A 17,045-nucleotide genomic window follows, 5' to 3' on the forward strand; every position below is an offset into this window, starting at 1 on the left:
CCGCCCGCTTCATGATATACTTGGACAAAAAGGGGTGGAGCATATGTGGAAGGAAACCGTTTCGGTCACGCCGCCGTATCATTTTGATAAAGTCCTTGAAAGGCTGTCGCTCGATCCGCTGAATGCGGTCGATCTTCATGCAAGATCAATCAAAGTGCCGCTCAGAACACGGGACGGCAAACTGTCCGTCATCACGGTTCAAGCGGAAGGCACCGCCGCAGACCCGGTCTTCCTCGTCAGCGGAGAAACGGACCGCGAGGAGATGATTGAACGGATCAAACACATTTTTCAGTGGGAACAGCCGCTTCAGCCTGTGCTTGATCATTTCTCAAAAACAAATCTGTCGGCGCTTTTTGAGGAGCATGCGGGTACCCCGCTCGTCTTGGAATATGACGTCTACAACTGTCTCATGAAATGCATCATCCACCAGCAGCTCAACCTGTCTTTCGCATTTACCTTAACGGAACGGTTCGTCCATGCCTTCGGTGAACAAAAAGACGGCGTCTGGTGCTATCCCGAGCCGAAAACGATCGCGGCGCTTGAGTATCAGGACTTGCGGGAGCTCCAGTTCAGCATGAGAAAAGCGGAATATGCGATTGACATTTCACGCATGATTGCAGACGGAGCGCTCAATCTGGCGGAACTTACCCATTTATCGGATGAAGACATTATGAAAAAGCTGATCACCATCAGAGGCATCGGCCCGTGGACCGTCCAAAACGTCCTCATGTTCGGCCTCGGCCGCCCGAATCTGTTTCCTTTGGCGGATATCGGCCTGCAAAATGCCATCAAACGCCGCTTCGCCCTTGAGGATAAACCGTCAAAAGACGTGATGCTTCAGGTAAGCAGCGAATGGGCGCCGTATTTAAGCTATGCGTCCTTGTATTTGTGGAGAAGTATTGAATGAAAAACCGCTTTGATCATTTTTTGGAAACTTCCAGTGAAAAACATGAAGGAACCGCCGGCTGCATGTTATACTGAAAAGATGTGATATTTCAAATCAGCCGCTTTCCCAGGAGAAAGGCTTTATATAGAAACGGAGAGAAAAAAACGTGAATCAACATCAAAAAAAGGCGCCTGCCGAATTGAAAATCGGGCAGACATTTCCGCTGACCATCAAACGTCTCGGCATTAACGGAGAGGGCGTCGGCTATTTTAAGAAAAAAGTTGTCTTCGTTCCCGGCGCTCTGCCCGGGGAAGAAGTCGTTGCCGAAGCGACAAATGTGCAGCCGAAATTTTCAGAAGCACGCGTCAAAAACATCCGCAAGCCGTCTGAACACCGCGTCACGCCGCCATGCCCGGTCTACGACCAGTGCGGCGGCTGTCAGCTTCAGCATCTGGCATACACCCAGCAGCTTCGCGAAAAACGCGACATCGTCATTCAGTCTCTGGAACGTCATACGAGATTCAATGTCGAAGAAATGAACATTAAAGATACGATCGGAATGGACAACCCTTGGAATTACCGGAACAAAAGCCAGTTCCAAGTCGGACGCTCGCAAAGCGGCAGCATCATTGCCGGCTTATACGGACTTGATTCCCATAAAATCGTCCCGATTAAGGAATGCATTGTCCAGCATCCGGCGACAAACAAAACAACGGGTATCGTCCGCCGTATTTTGGAAAAACACAACGTATCCGTTTATAACGAACGGACCAAAAAAGGCGATGTCCGCACCATCGTGACGAGAGTCGGTTTTGAAACAGGCGAAGTGCAGGTCGTGCTTGTCACCGCGAAAGAGACACTGCCGAATAAAGACGAGATCGTCAAAGCCATTCAGAACCGGCTGCCGGAAGTGAAATCGATTATTCAAAACGTCAATGGCGCGCGCACATCCGTCATTTTCGGTGACAAAACAAAAGCGCTGGCAGGAAGCCATGCCATTCAAGAAGTGCTCGGTGACGTGTCATTTGAACTGAGCGCCCGCGCCTTCTTCCAGCTCAACCCTGAGCAGACGGTCAAGCTGTATGACGAAGTGAAACAAGCGGCTCAGCTGACAGGAAAAGAAAAAGTCGTAGACGCGTATTGCGGCGTCGGTACGATCGGCATGTGGGTTTCAAGCGGCGCAAAAGAGATCCGCGGCATGGACGTCATTAAAGAATCAATTGATGATGCGAAGAAAAACGCCAAAAAACACGGCATCAAAAACGCGGCATATGTCACGGGAACAGCCGAACACTGGCTCCCGAAATGGACGAAAGAAGGCTTCCGTCCCGACGTGGTCATCGTCGACCCGCCGCGAACGGGCTGTGACAGAACATTTTTAGATACCATCAAAAAAGTAAAACCGAAACGCTTCGTCTACGTATCCTGCAATCCTTCCACACTGGCGAAAGACTTGCAGGCGCTGTCGAAAGACTATCGCGTCGAATATATTCAGCCTGTTGATATGTTTCCGCAAACGGCCCATGTGGAAGCTGTGGCGAAGCTTGTGTTGAAATCGTCTAACTAAAATAAACAATTCGTAATCAGACCTGGATTTCGGTATAAACATTTCCGATTTCCGGGTTTTTTTATGCGCAGCCTTTGCCCTGGCTGTCTTTTCTAAACTTTATCTTCCCTCTTTTCTCGGAGATCTTTAACTTAAACTGACGAAAAGAGTTGAAAAAACGTGTGGGAAAGCGAGGGAAAACAGCCAATTTTGACCTCGTTTGTATAATGACGATGTGGTTTATTATGACATTACTGGGATAATGTAAAATAATTTGATATCATTGGTTTGAGATGAAGTTGTAACATTATTCAACTGTAAAGTATTTATCATGCCAAAGTAAGTAGGTCTTTAATAAATGATAAAAAGGAGGTGAAACCGAACGAGAGATATTGGGATTTCAACAACTGAACGAAGGTTCTGAAGTAGAAGCTGTAAAAGGCAAGGGTGCTTACTTTCAATAATCACAGCGGCAGTTGGCATATCAACAACTGTCGATAAAAGATCAAATACACTAAAAAAGCATGTTTGGTCGTTATATATAATATGAAAGCCTAAACAGGAAAAGGATCCCAACTATTTCTCTTGATCCCAAAAAAGGAATAAATATGAGGCGGAACCGCAAGTGATAACAACTATTACAGTAATACCTGCGATGGTTATATCCTTAATAAGTAATTATTGCGACAATCATGCTTCATCATATAATGATGTTAAATTGACACTAGGCTAAAAAGTATTGCAGAAAAGGAAATGGATAAAGAAATGGGTAAAGTATATAAAAGAAGTTGGTTTCACACGTTGTTGGCATTTTTAGTATCACAGCTTTATTTTAACTTTGTAGAATTAACGGGATGGGGTCCTAATTATAGAGAAATGAATGGATTCCCAGCAAATATAGCTGAACTGGATTTCTTTCAAACATATCTTTCATTCTATGATAATCCATGGTTTAATATTGTCACTGTTTTCTTGGGGGTTTTCACTGTTATACAAATCATTAAAGGTATAACAAAGAATATCCGAGATGAAAGCAATAACTTCTGATGCCTTATTTAATGATGAAAGAACATGAACACTTTCTAATTAATCTTATGAATGAAGACTGCGGCACTTAGTCAGCAGTCTATTTTATTGGTTTTGGATCAGGATTACCGAAGCGTAACCTTATACAAATATATATAGGTGATTGTATAAAGATATTAACATACGGGGTTTAAAAGCCGATCAACCCTTAGTACATATACTGTATAGAGCCAAGCCACTTGCGGCGTTGGTTATTTCTAAACCATGAGCAAATCCGAAAAGATCCAGATTGAAGTTCTTGAATTCTGTTAAGTTCGAGTTTATTTTCCCATGCCATCCTCTTTACTCCATGTGATTCACCAGCGGCAAGTTAAGGCTTTTTCTTTTTACATTCTCTTCAGTACTCAGATATACCCCCCCAGCCCCATTTGCTTAATCAACTTATTTCTTGAAATTTGTTTTATGGTAATAGGGAGAACTCATATGATATTCTATTTAGGTTGGAATCCTTTTTATCCAAAAAGAGCAAAAGTAAGGCCGCTAAGAAAGATGAAGGTCAGCGCTAATCTTAATAAACCACAATATAAATAAAAATTAGGTGTAGATAATCATCACACTTTTTCTCTCTCAAACCCTTTTAAAGGTGAAGGAGTTGACTGAGTTGATCAGAAATAAACGATATGGGGTTAACTATAGCGATAGTCTATTACGTTAACTCAAGTAATGTGTTCTACTCCAGTTTGCTTTTTTACTTTTAACGTGTAAAAAGTGAAATGTTCAAAATTTACTATCGTTTGATAAGAAGTGCTGACACATGCTATAAGTGTAAAAGAAGCATGGTCAGTTTTTAATTTTGGGATAAAGGTTTCGCTGTATCCCATCATGAAAGGATTTGGATTTGTTATGACAGATAATTTCTGGCGTGAATTACCGCGGCCATTTTTTGTACTGGCACCAATGGAAGATGTGACGGATGTCGTTTTTCGCCATGTTGTGAGTGAAGCAGGCAGACCTGATGTGTTTTTCACAGAGTTTACAAACTCAGAAAGCTATTGTCACCCGGATGGGAAGGATAGTGTGCGCGGCCGTTTGACTTTCACGGAGGATGAACAGCCGATGGTTGCCCACATATGGGGAGATAAGCCTGAAAACTTTCGCCAAATGAGTATTGGGATGGCGGAATTAGGGTTTAAGGGCCTGGATATCAATATGGGCTGCCCTGTCCCTAATGTGGCGGGGAATGGAAAGGGAAGCGGCCTGATTTGCCGTCCTGAAGTTGCAGCCGAATTAATACAGGCGGCGAAAGCAGGAGGTCTGCCGGTAAGTGTGAAGACGAGACTTGGCTACACGGATGTTGACGAATGGCGCGGCTGGCTGACACACATACTGAAACAAGACATTGCGAATCTTTCCATTCATCTGCGTACAAGAGCGGAAATGAGTAAAGTAGATGCGCATTGGGAGTTGATCCCGGAAATCAAGAAACTTCGTGACGAGATTGCGCCGGATACCCTTTTGACGATCAATGGGGATATTCCTGACCGTGAAACCGGCTTGAAACTTGCTGAACAATACGGTGTTGACGGGATTATGATTGGACGAGGCATTTTTACTAATCCGTTCGCCTTTGAAAAGGAGCCGAGAGAGCATAGCAGTAAGGAATTGCTTGATCTTTTGAGATTGCATCTGGATCTTCATGATGAATATTCAAAAGCAGAAGCCAGAGCATATAAACCGCTCCCCCGCTTTTTCAAGATATATCTCCGCGGGTTCCGGGGAGCAAGTGAATTAAGAAATCAATGCATGAATACAAAGTCAACAGATGAAGTGCGTGCATTGCTCGATGACTTTGAGAGAAAGTATCTTGATGGGATGGAGCAAGAGTGACATAAACAACTCATCATCCGGCCCGGATTTCGGTTTGAATTCCGGGCCTTTTTGTGTGCAGCTTTTACCCAGACAGATCCATGGCCGGTTTCGTCATGCAGAAATAAACGAATAATGGTACATTGATAGGAGATACATCATAAAGGGGAGAGAAAAATGAAACGACTGTGCATCATCCCCTGCGGCAAGAAAAAAATTTGGGATGTCCATTCAGATACAGGGCCGGTAAGGGCGGAAGACGCTTATCTCAGCCCGTTTCATCAGGCATGCGAGCGATATGCGAAAGCATTTTTCGATGAGTGGGTGATTTTGTCGGCGAAGCACGGATTTCTTCGTCCGGATGATACTGTTCCCGGAAATTACGATGTCACTTTTGGAACCGGTCACCCGGAGATCATGGCAGCGGACGAGCTGCGCCGTCAATTTTATGAAAAAGGCTTTTCCGACGTCGAAGAGCTTGTCATGCTTGGCGGGAAAAAATACCGAAGCATTCTAAACGCCGTCATCGGAGAGCATCAGCATATCACCTGGCCTCTGTCATCGTATAAAGGCATTGGTTACATGCTTCAAGCACTGAATCGGGCTGTTGAAGAAAAGGATGAACTGCAGCGCGTGGATATGAAAAAAAAGAGTGTAACCATTCAAACGCCGCGATGGACTGTATGCGGAAGAATGAAGCAATAAAAGATTTCCGAGGAAATAAATACGTCGATCATTGTCAAAGACAGGGTGATGCCCGGTCTTTTTTTTATGCCATAAAACGAGACAAAGGGAACGGATCGAGACAAAATGAGACACCTGTCTCAAACTGTCTACATTGAAAAAATAAAAACATTCATTTTACGGGCTTCAGAGGCTGGCATGCTTCTTGCATTTATAAGTGTGAACCCTAAATAGAAGGAGGCGCACAAAATGGAATTGTTAAAACGAGAAGGCTTGTCATTAACTGAGGAAAAAGCGCTGTGGATGTACCAAAAGATGCTGGAAATCAGGGGCTTTGAAGACAAAGTGCATGAACTTTTCGCGCAAGGAGTGCTTCCCGGATTCGTCCATTTGTATGCCGGTGAAGAAGCGGTAGCTGCGGGGGTGTGCGCTCATTTAGATGATGGCGACAGCATTACAAGCACACACAGGGGACATGGCCATTGTATCGCCAAAGGCTGTGATCTGGACGGCATGATGGCGGAAATATTCGGAAAAGCGACCGGACTGTGTAAAGGCAAAGGCGGTTCTATGCACATTGCGGATCTTGATAAAGGCATGTTAGGCGCAAATGGAATCGTCGGGGGCGGATTTACGCTCGCATGCGGATCAGCGCTCACGGCTAAATATAAACAAACTAAAAATGTAAGCGTTTGCTTTTTCGGAGACGGAGCCAATAACCAAGGCACCTTCCATGAAGGGCTGAACTTAGCGGCAGTATGGAACCTTCCTGTCGTGTTCATCGCCGAAAACAACGGCTACGGCGAAGCCACGACATTTGAGTACGCGTCAGCCTGTGATTCAATCGCCGATCGGGCGGCTGCCTACAACATGCCGGGGGTCACGGTGGACGGAAAAGATATTTTAGCGGTTTATCAGGCAGCCGGGGAAGCGATAGAAAGAGCAAGAAACGGCGGAGGCCCGTCTTTGATTGAATGTATGACTTACAGAAACTACGGCCATTTCGAAGGCGATGCCCAAACTTATAAAACAAAGGATGAAAAGACTGAGCATCTTGAAGAAAAGGATGCTATCCAAGGCTTTAAAAACTATCTTCTAAAAGAAACAGATGCAAATAAATTGTCAGACATTGAACAGCGAGTCAGCGAATCGATTGAAAAAGCCGTCTCGTTCAGCGAAAAGAGTCCTTATCCGAAAGAGTCAGAGCTGTTGACAGACGTCTACGTGTCATATGAAAAAGGGGGAATTTGAGATGGCGAGAGTCATAAGCATGTCGGACGCGATCAATGAAGCAATGAAGCTTGCAATGAGAAGAGATGAAAATGTGCTTGTAATCGGTGAGGATGTCGCCGGGGGAGCGGCGGTCGATCATTTGCAAGATGATGAGGCATGGGGCGGTGTACTCGGGGTCACAAAGGGTCTCGTACAGGAATTCGGGCGCAGCCGAGTGCTGGATACACCGATTTCTGAGGCGGGCTATATGGGTGCGGCCATGGCTGCGGCATCCACGGGGCTGAGACCGATTGCCGAGCTGATGTTTAACGATTTTATCGGAACGTGCTTTGACCAAGTGATCAACCAAGGGGCGAAATTCCGCTATATGTTCGGCGGTAAAGCGCAAGTGCCGATCACCGTCCGCACCACATACGGAGCCGGGTTCCGGGCAGCGGCTCAGCATTCGCAGGCGCTGTATGGCCTGTTCACCAGCATCCCGGGTCTGAAGACGGTTGTGCCGTCCAATCCGTATGACGCCAAAGGTTTGCTGCTGGCGGCAATAGAAGACAATGATCCGGTATTCTTTTTTGAAGACAAAACGTCCTACAGCATGAAGGGCGAGGTGCCGGAAGATTATTATACAATTCCGCTCGGAAAAGCGGATATCAAACGCGAAGGCAGCGACATCACGCTGTTTGCGGTCGGCAAGCAGGTTAATACCGCGCTTGAAGCGGCTGCACAGCTTTCTGAGAAAGGCATCGACGCCGAGGTGCTTGATCCCCGGAGTCTGTCTCCTCTAGATGAGGAAGCGATTTTCACATCGTTAGAAAAAACAAACCGGCTGATCATCATTGACGAAGCCAATCCGCGCTGCAGCATCGCCACGGATATTGCTGCGATTGTCGCCGATAAGGGCTTTGATTTGCTTGATGCGCCGATTAAGCGGATTACAGCGCCGCATACACCGGTGCCGTTTTCGCCGGTGCTTGAAGATCAATATTTGCCGACACCAGACCGTATTGTCAGCGTCACACTTGAATTGCTTGGCGAGCCGGCAATGAATTAAAGGAGGGATATAGAATGGCTGTAAAAGTAGTAATGCCGAAGCTGGGAATGGCGATGAAGAAAGGTGAAGTATCCGTCTGGAATAAAAAAGTCGGCGACCCGGTAGAAAAGGGAGAAAGCATCGCCAGCATCAACTCGGAAAAAATAGAAATGGAAATAGAAGCGCCTGAAAGCGGCACGCTTCTTCACATTAAAGTCAAAGAGGGAGAAGGAGTCCCGCCGGGAACGCCCATCTGTTATATCGGGGAAAACGGCGAAGAAGTGCGGGAGAAGGAGGCGCCGGCTCCTGAAAAAGCAGGGAAACCGCAAGCTGAACCTGAACATATTCCCGCTCCAAAAGCCGGGCAAAAGCGCAAACACCGCGTGAAAATATCTCCCGTTGCCAGAAAAATGGCGGAGAAAGCCGGGTTGAAAGTCGATACGCTGAACGGGACGGGGCCCGGAGGCAGAATCGTAAAAGCTGACGTCATCAAGGCGATGAAGACAGAAGCTGAACCGCAGTCTTCGGTTCAGACAGCACAGCCGGAGGGAAAACCGGCTTCAGCGATGAGAAAAGTGATTGCAGACCGAATGCACAAAAGCCTGCAAAACAGCGCCCAGCTGACGCTGACGATGAAAGCGGACATTACGGAGCTTGTAAAATGGCAGCAGCAGCTCGCCGACAGCGCGAAAAAGCGGAGCGGTGTTAAACTGACGGTCACACATTTCATATCCCGGGCCGCGGTGCTTGCGCTGAAACAGCATCCTGAGCTGAACAGCTCTTATCAAGAGGAGCGGATCATCACCTATCCATATGTCCACCTCGGGATGGCGGTTTCTCTTGAAAACGGTCTCGTCGTGCCGGTGATCCGGGATGCGGAAAAGCTTTCATTCCTTGAGCTTGCGGATCACATCAGCACATCGGCACGCCGGGCGCGGGAAGGCAATGCTTCCGGAGATGATCTCCACGGTTCGACATTTTCTATTACAAATCTCGGGGGTTACGGAATTGAGCATTTCACCCCGATTCTTAATCCGCCTGAAGCCGGTATTCTCGGAGTGGGCGCAAGCTATGAAACGCCGGCGTTTAAAGGAGATGAGCTTGTCAAAAGCATCATGCTGCCGCTGAGTCTTACCTTTGATCACAGAGTATGTGACGGCGCCCCGGCTGCGGACTTCCTGAAAACGGTCAAAGCGCTGCTTGAAGAGCCTGCCGGTTTGATTTTATAGAGAGAGGTGAAAAAATGAAACTAGCCATTATCGGCGGCGGGCCGGCCGGATATGCAGCTGCCGTGACTGCCGCGCGGAGAGGAGCAGAAGTCGTTCTGATCGACAAAGGGCCGCTCGGAGGCACTTGTCTCAATGAGGGGTGCATCCCGACAAAGTCGCTTTTGGAAAGTGCGAATGTGCTCGATAAAATCAGGCATGCAAATACATTCGGCATCGAACTGCCGCAAAACATTACACTCAATTGGAACCGCATGCAGGGGCGCAAACGGCAAATCGTCAGCCAGCTCGTGCAGGGAATTCAATACTTAATGAAAGCAAATCAGATTAAAGTCATCAGCGGGACAGCCTCATTTCTCACAGAGCAGACATTGCTTGTTGAAGAAGAAGGAGGCGCAAAAGACATTCTGGAAGCGGACCGGATATTGATTGCATCCGGATCTGAACCGGCGGAGCTGCCGTTTGCCCCATTTGACGGCGATTGGGTAATCGACAGCAAAGATGCGCTTTCTTTACAGAAAATCCCTTCGTCTCTGCTCATTGTCGGGGGAGGTGTGATCGGCTGCGAATTTGCCTCTTTATTCAGCCGGTTTAAAACGAAAGTGACGGTGATTGAATCGGCTGACCGGCTGCTCCCGGCAGAAGACAGGGAAATCGCCGCCGTTTTCGAAGACTCTTTAAGAGACAGCGGGGCTGATATTCAGACAAAAGCCGCCCTTCAGCGGATTGACAAAGAAAGGAAAACCGCCGTGTGGACAAAAGACGGAAAAGAAATTGAAGCTCAGGCTGATCACATTTTGGTTGCAATCGGCAGAAAACCGCGTTTGCAAGGCCTGAATTTGGATCAAGCCGGCATCCGGTATTCTCCGCGCGGGATTGAAGTCAATGACCATATGCAGACCAATGTGCCTCATATATATGCGTGCGGCGACGCGGCCGGAGGAATGCAGCTCGCGCATGCCGCCATTCATGAAGGAATCACAGCCGCCGCGCATGCCTCGGGAAAGGATAGCAAAGTCAATATGCGGGCGGTGCCCCGCTGTATTTATACATCGCCGGAAATGGCAACTGTCGGGCTGACGGAAACACAGGCGAGAGAGACATACGGAGATGTGAAAATCGGAGAATGCTCATTTTCTGCTAACGGAAAAGCGTTAATTAAGCATCAGCACGGCGGCAAAATGAAAATCATTGCCGAGCCGGAATTCGGAGAAATCGTCGGGGTGTCAATGATCGGACCGGACGTGACGGAATTGATCGGTCAGGCGGTCATGATGATGAACGGTGAAATGACGGCGGATATGTCGGAGCACTTTATCGCGGCGCATCCGACTCTGTCAGAAACGCTTCAGGAAGCCCTGCTGAATGTCACCGGACTTGCGGTGCATTCCGTATAACCGGAATACCCTTTCTCAGATGAGAAGGGGTATTTTTCGTTGAAAGCGCTTTACTTTTCCCCTACAATATATGAAAAGATGGTCTGGACAGGGGGGAGCGAATACAATGAATGTCATTCGGAATGATTTTAAAACCTGGAAGCGCTTTGTGAAAGAAGGCGTGCTCGATGAATCCCGTATTCAGAAGCGGGTGGCCGCCTCATGGCACCGCTGCAAAAAAGCCGACGTCAACCCTTATCTAGAAAAGGGACCGAATGTAATGCCGGCAGATCATTTAGAAAGGCAGGCCGAAAAGCATGCGTTATTTTTAGCGGCCTCAATGCCGCACGCAGAAAGAATGAAAACAGCGATGCGGGAAATGGAAATGATGGTTCTCCTGATTGATTCAGACGGCGTTGTCCATTCAGTTGACGGCCACCCGCGCACCATTCATGAAGCGAACCGCATCAATTTCTTAAAAGGCGCCCGCTGGACGGAAACGGCCGTCGGCACGAATGCGATCGGGACGGCTCTTTATACAAATGAACCGGTCATGATACACGGCTCTGAACATTATTCGCTCGCTTCTCATCAATGGAGCTGTTCCGCCGCGCCCATCCGTTATGAAGACGGGCGGCTGGCGGGTGTCATTGATATTTCCTGCCCCGCCGCCCGCGCTCAGCCTTTTATGCTCGGAATTGCCTCCTCCATCGCTTATACGGCGGAACGGGAGCTTGCCCTAAAGATCAAAATGACAGAACTTGACATGATCAGCAAATTCGCCGGGCTTACCCGGTCTCATGATCCGATCGTGCTTTGCAATGAAATGAGCCGGGTTATCGCCGCAAGCCGTCCCGTTCAGCATTTTACCGGACATATGCTGCGCGAGCTTGAGGAACAGGGCTATCATATCAAGCGGACGAAGCGGGAGGAGAACGGCTTCACATGCGTTTACTTATCCAAACGGGAAGAAAAGCCGTCGTTTATATTTCATGGTGCGGCAGGCAAAAGCCCGTCATCCCGACATATGCTTGAGCAGCTGGAGCTTGTCGCCCGAACGGACGCAACCGTTTGTCTTACGGGAGAAACCGGGACGGGAAAGGAGGTTGCCGCCCGGGCGATTCATAACAACAGCTCCAGGAAAAACGGCCCGTTTATCGCTGTCAACTGCGGAGCGGTCCCCGAAAAGCTGATTGAAAGCGAACTGTTCGGCTACTCGGAAGGCGCCTTCACCGGGGCCAAACGGAAAGGACATAGCGGCGCTTTGCAAAAAGCCGATAAAGGCACGCTTTTCCTCGATGAAATCGGAGAAATATCACACTCCATGCAGGTGGCTCTGTTACGGGTGCTGCAGGAGCGGAAAGTCACCCCGGTCGGCGGGACAAAAGAGATTCCCGTTGACATCAGAATCATCACTGCCACCCACACTGATCTGAGACAGCTTGTCGAATGCAAAAAGCTGAGAGAAGATTTATTTTACCGGCTTCACGTCTGTCCGATCCACCTCCCTCCATTAAGAGAACGCACCGAAGACATTCCCGGACTCTTCCTTGAATTTCAGCGAAATCGCGGCTGGCGGGGGGAGCTTCCTGTTGACTTTTTAGACGTATTAAAGAGCCGGAAATGGCCGGGGAACATCAGGGAATTGTTTAATGTATTTGAACGTCTTTCCGTCATGTTCCCGGACGGACGGCTGTCAGGGCGCCCCATCGCAGCCCTGCTTGAAGCGTCAGGTCTTAAAGAAGCGGCCGAGTCTTATGAACAGGAAGAAGCGTCCTCTGTCTCCATCCGGGAGCACATTCAGAAAAACATCATCGTAAACGCGCTTGAATCAGCGAAGGGGAATGTCACGCTGGCTGCTAAAATGGCCGGAATCCCGCGGAGCACGTTTTACAAACGCCTCAAAAAATTCAAACTCACCGCCGGACAATTGTAAGAAACAAGCATACTTCTCTTGGCTGCCGGACACGTTATGTGTGAGGCCTAAAGGAGGTTTGAGACGTGAATACACAGCGTGCGAAAGACATTTCGGAATCCGCCGCCATGGCGTATGTGACGTATGAAGGAGTCCCGATTTATATTCAGCATGTCAACGAAGACAAGGAAACAGCCAGGATTTTTCCGATCGGAAATCCACAATTTGAGCAGGAAGTGCTGCTTTCTGATTTACAAGAGCATTTTTGAGAAGGGGTCTGCTGATGACAGCAGGCCTTTTTCGTACCTGTGGGAACTTTCCCGCTTTTTGAGAAAAATAACTAAAAATGATCAAATGATCTAACTCCTTCAAACCCGGTACAGATCGGACCTTCTCATGATATAAATAAAATGTAAACGTTATCAGAGGAGGGCTTCACATGACAGACAAATCATTCTCAATCGTTATTGCAGGCGGCGGCAGCACATTTACCCCCGGAATTGTATTAATGCTTTTGAATCACCTGGAAGAGTTTCCGATCAGAAAGCTGAAACTTTATGACAATGATAAAGAAAGGCAGGAGCGGATTGCGGGTGCGTGTGAGGTATTCATAAAAGAAAAAGCGCCGGACATTGAATTTTTGGCGACTGATGACCCAGAGACGGCTTTTACGGATGTTGACTTCGTCATGGCGCATATCCGCGTCGGAAAATACGCGATGCGCGCGCTCGATGAACAAATCCCGCTGAAGTACGGCGTGGTCGGCCAGGAAACATGCGGGCCGGGCGGAATCGCATACGGCATGCGCTCTATCGGCGGTGTTCTTGAGATTCTTGATTATATGGAAACGTACTCGCCTGACGCATGGATGCTGAATTACTCCAATCCGGCGGCGATTGTGGCCGAAGCTACACGGCGCCTCAGACCGAATTCAAAAATATTGAACATCTGCGACATGCCGGTCGGAATTGAGGATCGCATGGCGAACATCCTCGGATTATCTTCACGAAAAGAAATGAACGTCCGTTACTACGGCTTGAACCACTTTGGCTGGTGGACGTCCATCACGGATCGAGAAGGCAATGATTTAATGCCGAAGCTGAAAGAGCATGTCCGTGAATACGGCTACGTTCCGAAGACGGAGGCCGAACAGACTGAAGCAAGCTGGAATGACACCTTCAAAAAAGCGCGCGACGTACAGGCGGCTGATCCGGATACGCTTCCGAACACATATCTGCAATATTACTTATTCCCGGATGATATGGTGAAAAAATCAAATCCGAACCATACGAGAGCCAACGAAGTCATGGAAGGGCGCGAAGCTTTCATTTTCAGCCAATGCGATATGATTACGCGCGAACAATCATCGGAGAACAGTGAAATTAAAATTGATGATCATGCTTCCTATATCGTCGATCTTGCCCGGGCCATCGCTTATAACACCGGGGAGAGAATGCTGTTAATCGTTGAAAATAACGGCGCGATCGCAAACTTTGATCCGTCAGCCATGGTTGAGATTCCTTGTCTCGTAGGTTCAAACGGACCGGAACCGCTCTCAGTCGGGAACATACCGCAATTTCAAAAAGGCCTGATGGAACAGCAGGTGTCTGTCGAAAAACTGACGGCTGAAGCGTGGGAAGAGCGGTCATTTCAAAAGCTGTGGCAGGCGCTGATCCTGTCAAAAACAGTGCCGAATGCCCGTGTGGCAAGACTGATTCTTGAAGATCTGATGGAGGCTAATAAGGACTACTGGCCTGAGCTTGATGTAAGCCCGTCTCCTATTTCCTGATGACAATCTTCCCCGTTATCTTTATCTGTTATTCTATATAATAGAAAGAAAACGGGGGGATTTTTGGGATGAGTCTTGAAGAACTGGTTAATCAGCATTACGCGAAATTAAATGACAACGATTTTTATATTTTAAAATATATATTGAATCATAAACATACGTGCTACCATCTCGGTATCAATGACATGGCGAAAGCCTGTAATGTCTCTCGGTCTTCCATCCTGCGGCTCGCCCAAAAACTGGGCTTCAGCGGCTATAGTGAATTCCGTGTTTTTCTGAAATGGGAGGATCAGCCTGAAGAGGGCGAGAATATGACGTTTGAAAAGCTGCTGGATGATATTGAAGCCAATGTAAAATACGTGAAGTCAAAAGATATGACGGAGATGTGCCGGCTGATAGATGAAGCAAAACGGATTTTCGTTTACGGATCGGGGACGGCTCAGAGGGTGTGCGCCCGTGAGCTGCAGCGGATGTTTGTATCCCGGCGGAAGTATCTGATTTTAATTCAGGACATCACAGAGTTTGATATCATGTGTGATGATTTTAAGGTTGATGACGTATTCATCATTATTTCTTTATCAGGCGAAACACCCGAATTAATTCCGCAGGTAAGGACCCTGTCCGCAAAGGGAGTTCCGTTTATTTCAATCACCAATCTGAAAAACAACGTACTGGCGCAAACGACGCCGTATAATCTTTATGCGACCAGCAAGCCGGTGACGTTAAGCGATAAAACGGAAATCGTCGCATTTGCCCCGTTTTTTCTGGTGGGCGAAGCGTTATTCCGTGCATATGTTGATTATAAAGAGCTCGAAAATTTTGATAAATAGCGGGAGGTCACGTGAAATGATGCAAAAAGTCCAGCGCTTCGGCAGCGCGATGTTTGTGCCTGTTTTATTATTTGCATTTTCCGGTATTATTGTCGGTCTGAGCACGCTGTTTAAAAATAAAACGCTGATGGGGCCGCTGGCTGATCCTGACGGGTTTTGGTATCAATGCTGGTACGTCATTGAACAGGGCGGCTGGACCGTCTTTAATCAAATGCCGCTCCTGTTTGCGATCGGCATCCCTGTCGCCTTAGCGAAAAAAGCGCAGGCGCGGGCTTGTTTGGAAGCGCTTACAGTTTATCTGACATTCAATTACTTTATCAATGCGATTCTGACGGTTTGGGGCGGGGCTTTTCATGTGGATATGACTCAGGAAGCCGGCGGAACGAGCGGGCTGACGATGATCGCCGGCATCAAAACGCTTGATACGAATATTATCGGCGCCATCTTTATTTCATCTATTGTCGTGTATTTGCACAATCGTTATTTTGATAAAAAACTGCCGGATTTTCTGGGGATTTTTCAAGGATCTTCCTACATCGTTATCATTTCTTTCTTCATTATGATACCGATTTCACTTGCGGTGGCATACGTATGGCCGATGGTTCAGTCCGGAATCGGATCGCTGCAAAGTTTTCTCGTTTCTTCCGGGGCGATCGGCGTGTGGATTTACACATTCCTGGAGCGGATTTTAATTCCGACCGGCCTGCATCATTTTATTTACTCGCCGTTTATTTACGGTCCGGCTGTGGCTGAAGGCGGTATCGTCACCTATTGGGCCCAGCATCTCGGGGAATACTCTCAAAGCGTCAAACCGCTGAAAGAATTGTTCCCGCAGGGGGGCTTCGCGCTTCACGGCAACTCGAAAATCTTCGGCATTCCGGGAATCGCGCTCGCTTTTTACGCCACGGCTTCAAAGGAAAAGAAAAAAATCGTCGCCGGCCTTTTGATCCCGGTCACCTTGACGTCCATTGTAGCGGGGATTACAGAGCCGATTGAATTTACATTCCTTTTTATCTCGCCGTTTTTATTTGCGGTTCATGCTTTGCTTGCCGCTTCCATGGCAACCGTCATGTATATGGCAGGCGTCGTCGGAAATATGGGAGGCGGTTTGATCGAAGCTGCGACCTTGAACTGGATCCCGCTGGCGTCAAGCCACGGTTTGACGTATGTATACCAGATCATCATCGGGCTGTGTTTTACCGCTGTTTCCTTTTTCGTCTTCCGTTTCCTCATTCTCAAATTCAACATCGCCACACCGGGCAGAGAAAAAGAGGAAGGGCAGGAAACAAAGCTCTATTCGAAAAAGGAGTACAGAGAACGGAAGCAGGCTTCAAAAGAAACGGCTGCGGCAGACGAAACACAGCGGGATACAGCCGCTTTGTATATTGAAGCGCTGGGCGGAAAGGACAATATTACGGAGGTCACCAATTGCGCCACCCGTCTCCGCGTCACTGTCGCTGATGAATCAAAGGTCAAAAGTGACGCCGATTTCAGAGAGCTGGGAGCCCACGGCGTCGTCAGAAAAGGCAGGGCGCTTCAGGTCATTGTCGGATTAGGCGTTCCGCAAATGCGGGAGCGCATTGAACAGCAAATGGATCAATAAGGTCAAAACCTTCCCCTCCCCGGGAAGGTTTTATCTTT

At 48.0% G+C, this 17,045-nt stretch carries 14 protein-coding genes; all 14 read left to right on the forward strand.

Features of this window, described 5'->3' with window-relative positions:
* Positions 1-43: 43 nt before the first annotated feature.
* The 14 genes from L3V45_RS04000 (at position 44) to L3V45_RS04065 (ending at position 17,007) form a co-directional block, all read left to right on the forward strand.
* Complete coding sequence (locus L3V45_RS04000) at positions 44-907, forward strand: DNA-3-methyladenine glycosylase family protein (RefSeq protein WP_024085017.1); 864 nt, start codon at positions 44-46, stop codon at positions 905-907.
* Between the two features lie 145 nt (positions 908-1,052).
* A complete protein-coding gene (gene rlmD, locus L3V45_RS04005) occupies positions 1,053-2,453 on the forward strand; it encodes a 23S rRNA (uracil(1939)-C(5))-methyltransferase RlmD (protein WP_003155545.1) in 1,401 nt (466 codons plus the stop codon).
* A 744-nt stretch (positions 2,454-3,197) separates the two neighbouring features.
* Positions 3,198-3,479 (forward strand): YfzA family protein, encoded by a 282-nt coding sequence (locus L3V45_RS04010; protein ID WP_159165029.1) that lies wholly within the window; start codon positions 3,198-3,200, stop codon positions 3,477-3,479.
* An 882-nt stretch (positions 3,480-4,361) separates the two neighbouring features.
* Positions 4,362-5,345 carry a tRNA dihydrouridine synthase gene (locus tag L3V45_RS04015; RefSeq protein ID WP_003155542.1) on the forward strand — a complete coding sequence of 328 codons (984 nt, stop codon included), beginning with the start codon at positions 4,362-4,364 and terminating at the stop codon, positions 5,343-5,345.
* Between the two features lie 156 nt (positions 5,346-5,501).
* Positions 5,502-6,029 (forward strand): DUF6884 domain-containing protein, encoded by a 528-nt coding sequence (locus L3V45_RS04020; protein WP_048367638.1) that lies wholly within the window; start codon positions 5,502-5,504, stop codon positions 6,027-6,029.
* Positions 6,030-6,257: 228 nt separating this feature from the next.
* Positions 6,258-7,259, forward strand: coding sequence for an acetoin:2,6-dichlorophenolindophenol oxidoreductase subunit alpha (gene acoA / locus L3V45_RS04025; protein WP_048367640.1), 1,002 nt, complete (start codon positions 6,258-6,260; stop codon positions 7,257-7,259).
* A gap of 1 nt (position 7,260) precedes the next feature.
* Positions 7,261-8,289: an acetoin:2,6-dichlorophenolindophenol oxidoreductase subunit beta gene (acoB, locus tag L3V45_RS04030; RefSeq protein ID WP_094247150.1), complete on the forward strand. Its 1,029-nt coding sequence runs from the start codon at positions 7,261-7,263 to the stop codon at positions 8,287-8,289.
* 14 nt (positions 8,290-8,303) lie between these two features.
* Positions 8,304-9,497 carry a dihydrolipoamide acetyltransferase family protein gene (locus tag L3V45_RS04035; RefSeq protein WP_003155538.1) on the forward strand — a complete coding sequence of 398 codons (1,194 nt, stop codon included), beginning with the start codon at positions 8,304-8,306 and terminating at the stop codon, positions 9,495-9,497.
* Positions 9,498-9,511: 14 nt separating this feature from the next.
* On the forward strand, positions 9,512-10,891 hold the full coding sequence (lpdA, locus tag L3V45_RS04040; RefSeq protein ID WP_236837264.1) for a dihydrolipoyl dehydrogenase: 1,380 nt from the start codon (positions 9,512-9,514) through the stop codon (positions 10,889-10,891).
* A 106-nt stretch (positions 10,892-10,997) separates the two neighbouring features.
* The gene (locus L3V45_RS04045) at positions 10,998-12,806 is read left to right on the forward strand and encodes a sigma-54-dependent Fis family transcriptional regulator (protein WP_015388533.1); all 1,809 of its coding nucleotides are present in this window, start codon (positions 10,998-11,000) and stop codon (positions 12,804-12,806) included.
* A gap of 65 nt (positions 12,807-12,871) precedes the next feature.
* Complete coding sequence (locus L3V45_RS04050) at positions 12,872-13,054, forward strand: H-type small acid-soluble spore protein (RefSeq protein ID WP_003155535.1); 183 nt, start codon at positions 12,872-12,874, stop codon at positions 13,052-13,054.
* Between the two features lie 170 nt (positions 13,055-13,224).
* Positions 13,225-14,574 (forward strand): maltose-6'-phosphate glucosidase, encoded by a 1,350-nt coding sequence (gene glvA / locus L3V45_RS04055; protein WP_003155532.1) that lies wholly within the window; start codon positions 13,225-13,227, stop codon positions 14,572-14,574.
* A gap of 68 nt (positions 14,575-14,642) precedes the next feature.
* Positions 14,643-15,404, forward strand: coding sequence for a MurR/RpiR family transcriptional regulator (locus L3V45_RS04060; RefSeq protein WP_007408530.1), 762 nt, complete (start codon positions 14,643-14,645; stop codon positions 15,402-15,404).
* 16 nt (positions 15,405-15,420) lie between these two features.
* On the forward strand, positions 15,421-17,007 hold the full coding sequence (locus tag L3V45_RS04065) for an alpha-glucoside-specific PTS transporter subunit IIBC (RefSeq protein ID WP_236837265.1): 1,587 nt from the start codon (positions 15,421-15,423) through the stop codon (positions 17,005-17,007).
* The last annotated feature ends 38 nt before the right edge of the window (positions 17,008-17,045 follow it).

This window comes from Bacillus sp. R45 (assembly GCF_021729365.1).
In the GTDB taxonomy this organism is placed as follows: domain Bacteria; phylum Bacillota; class Bacilli; order Bacillales; family Bacillaceae; genus Bacillus; species Bacillus velezensis.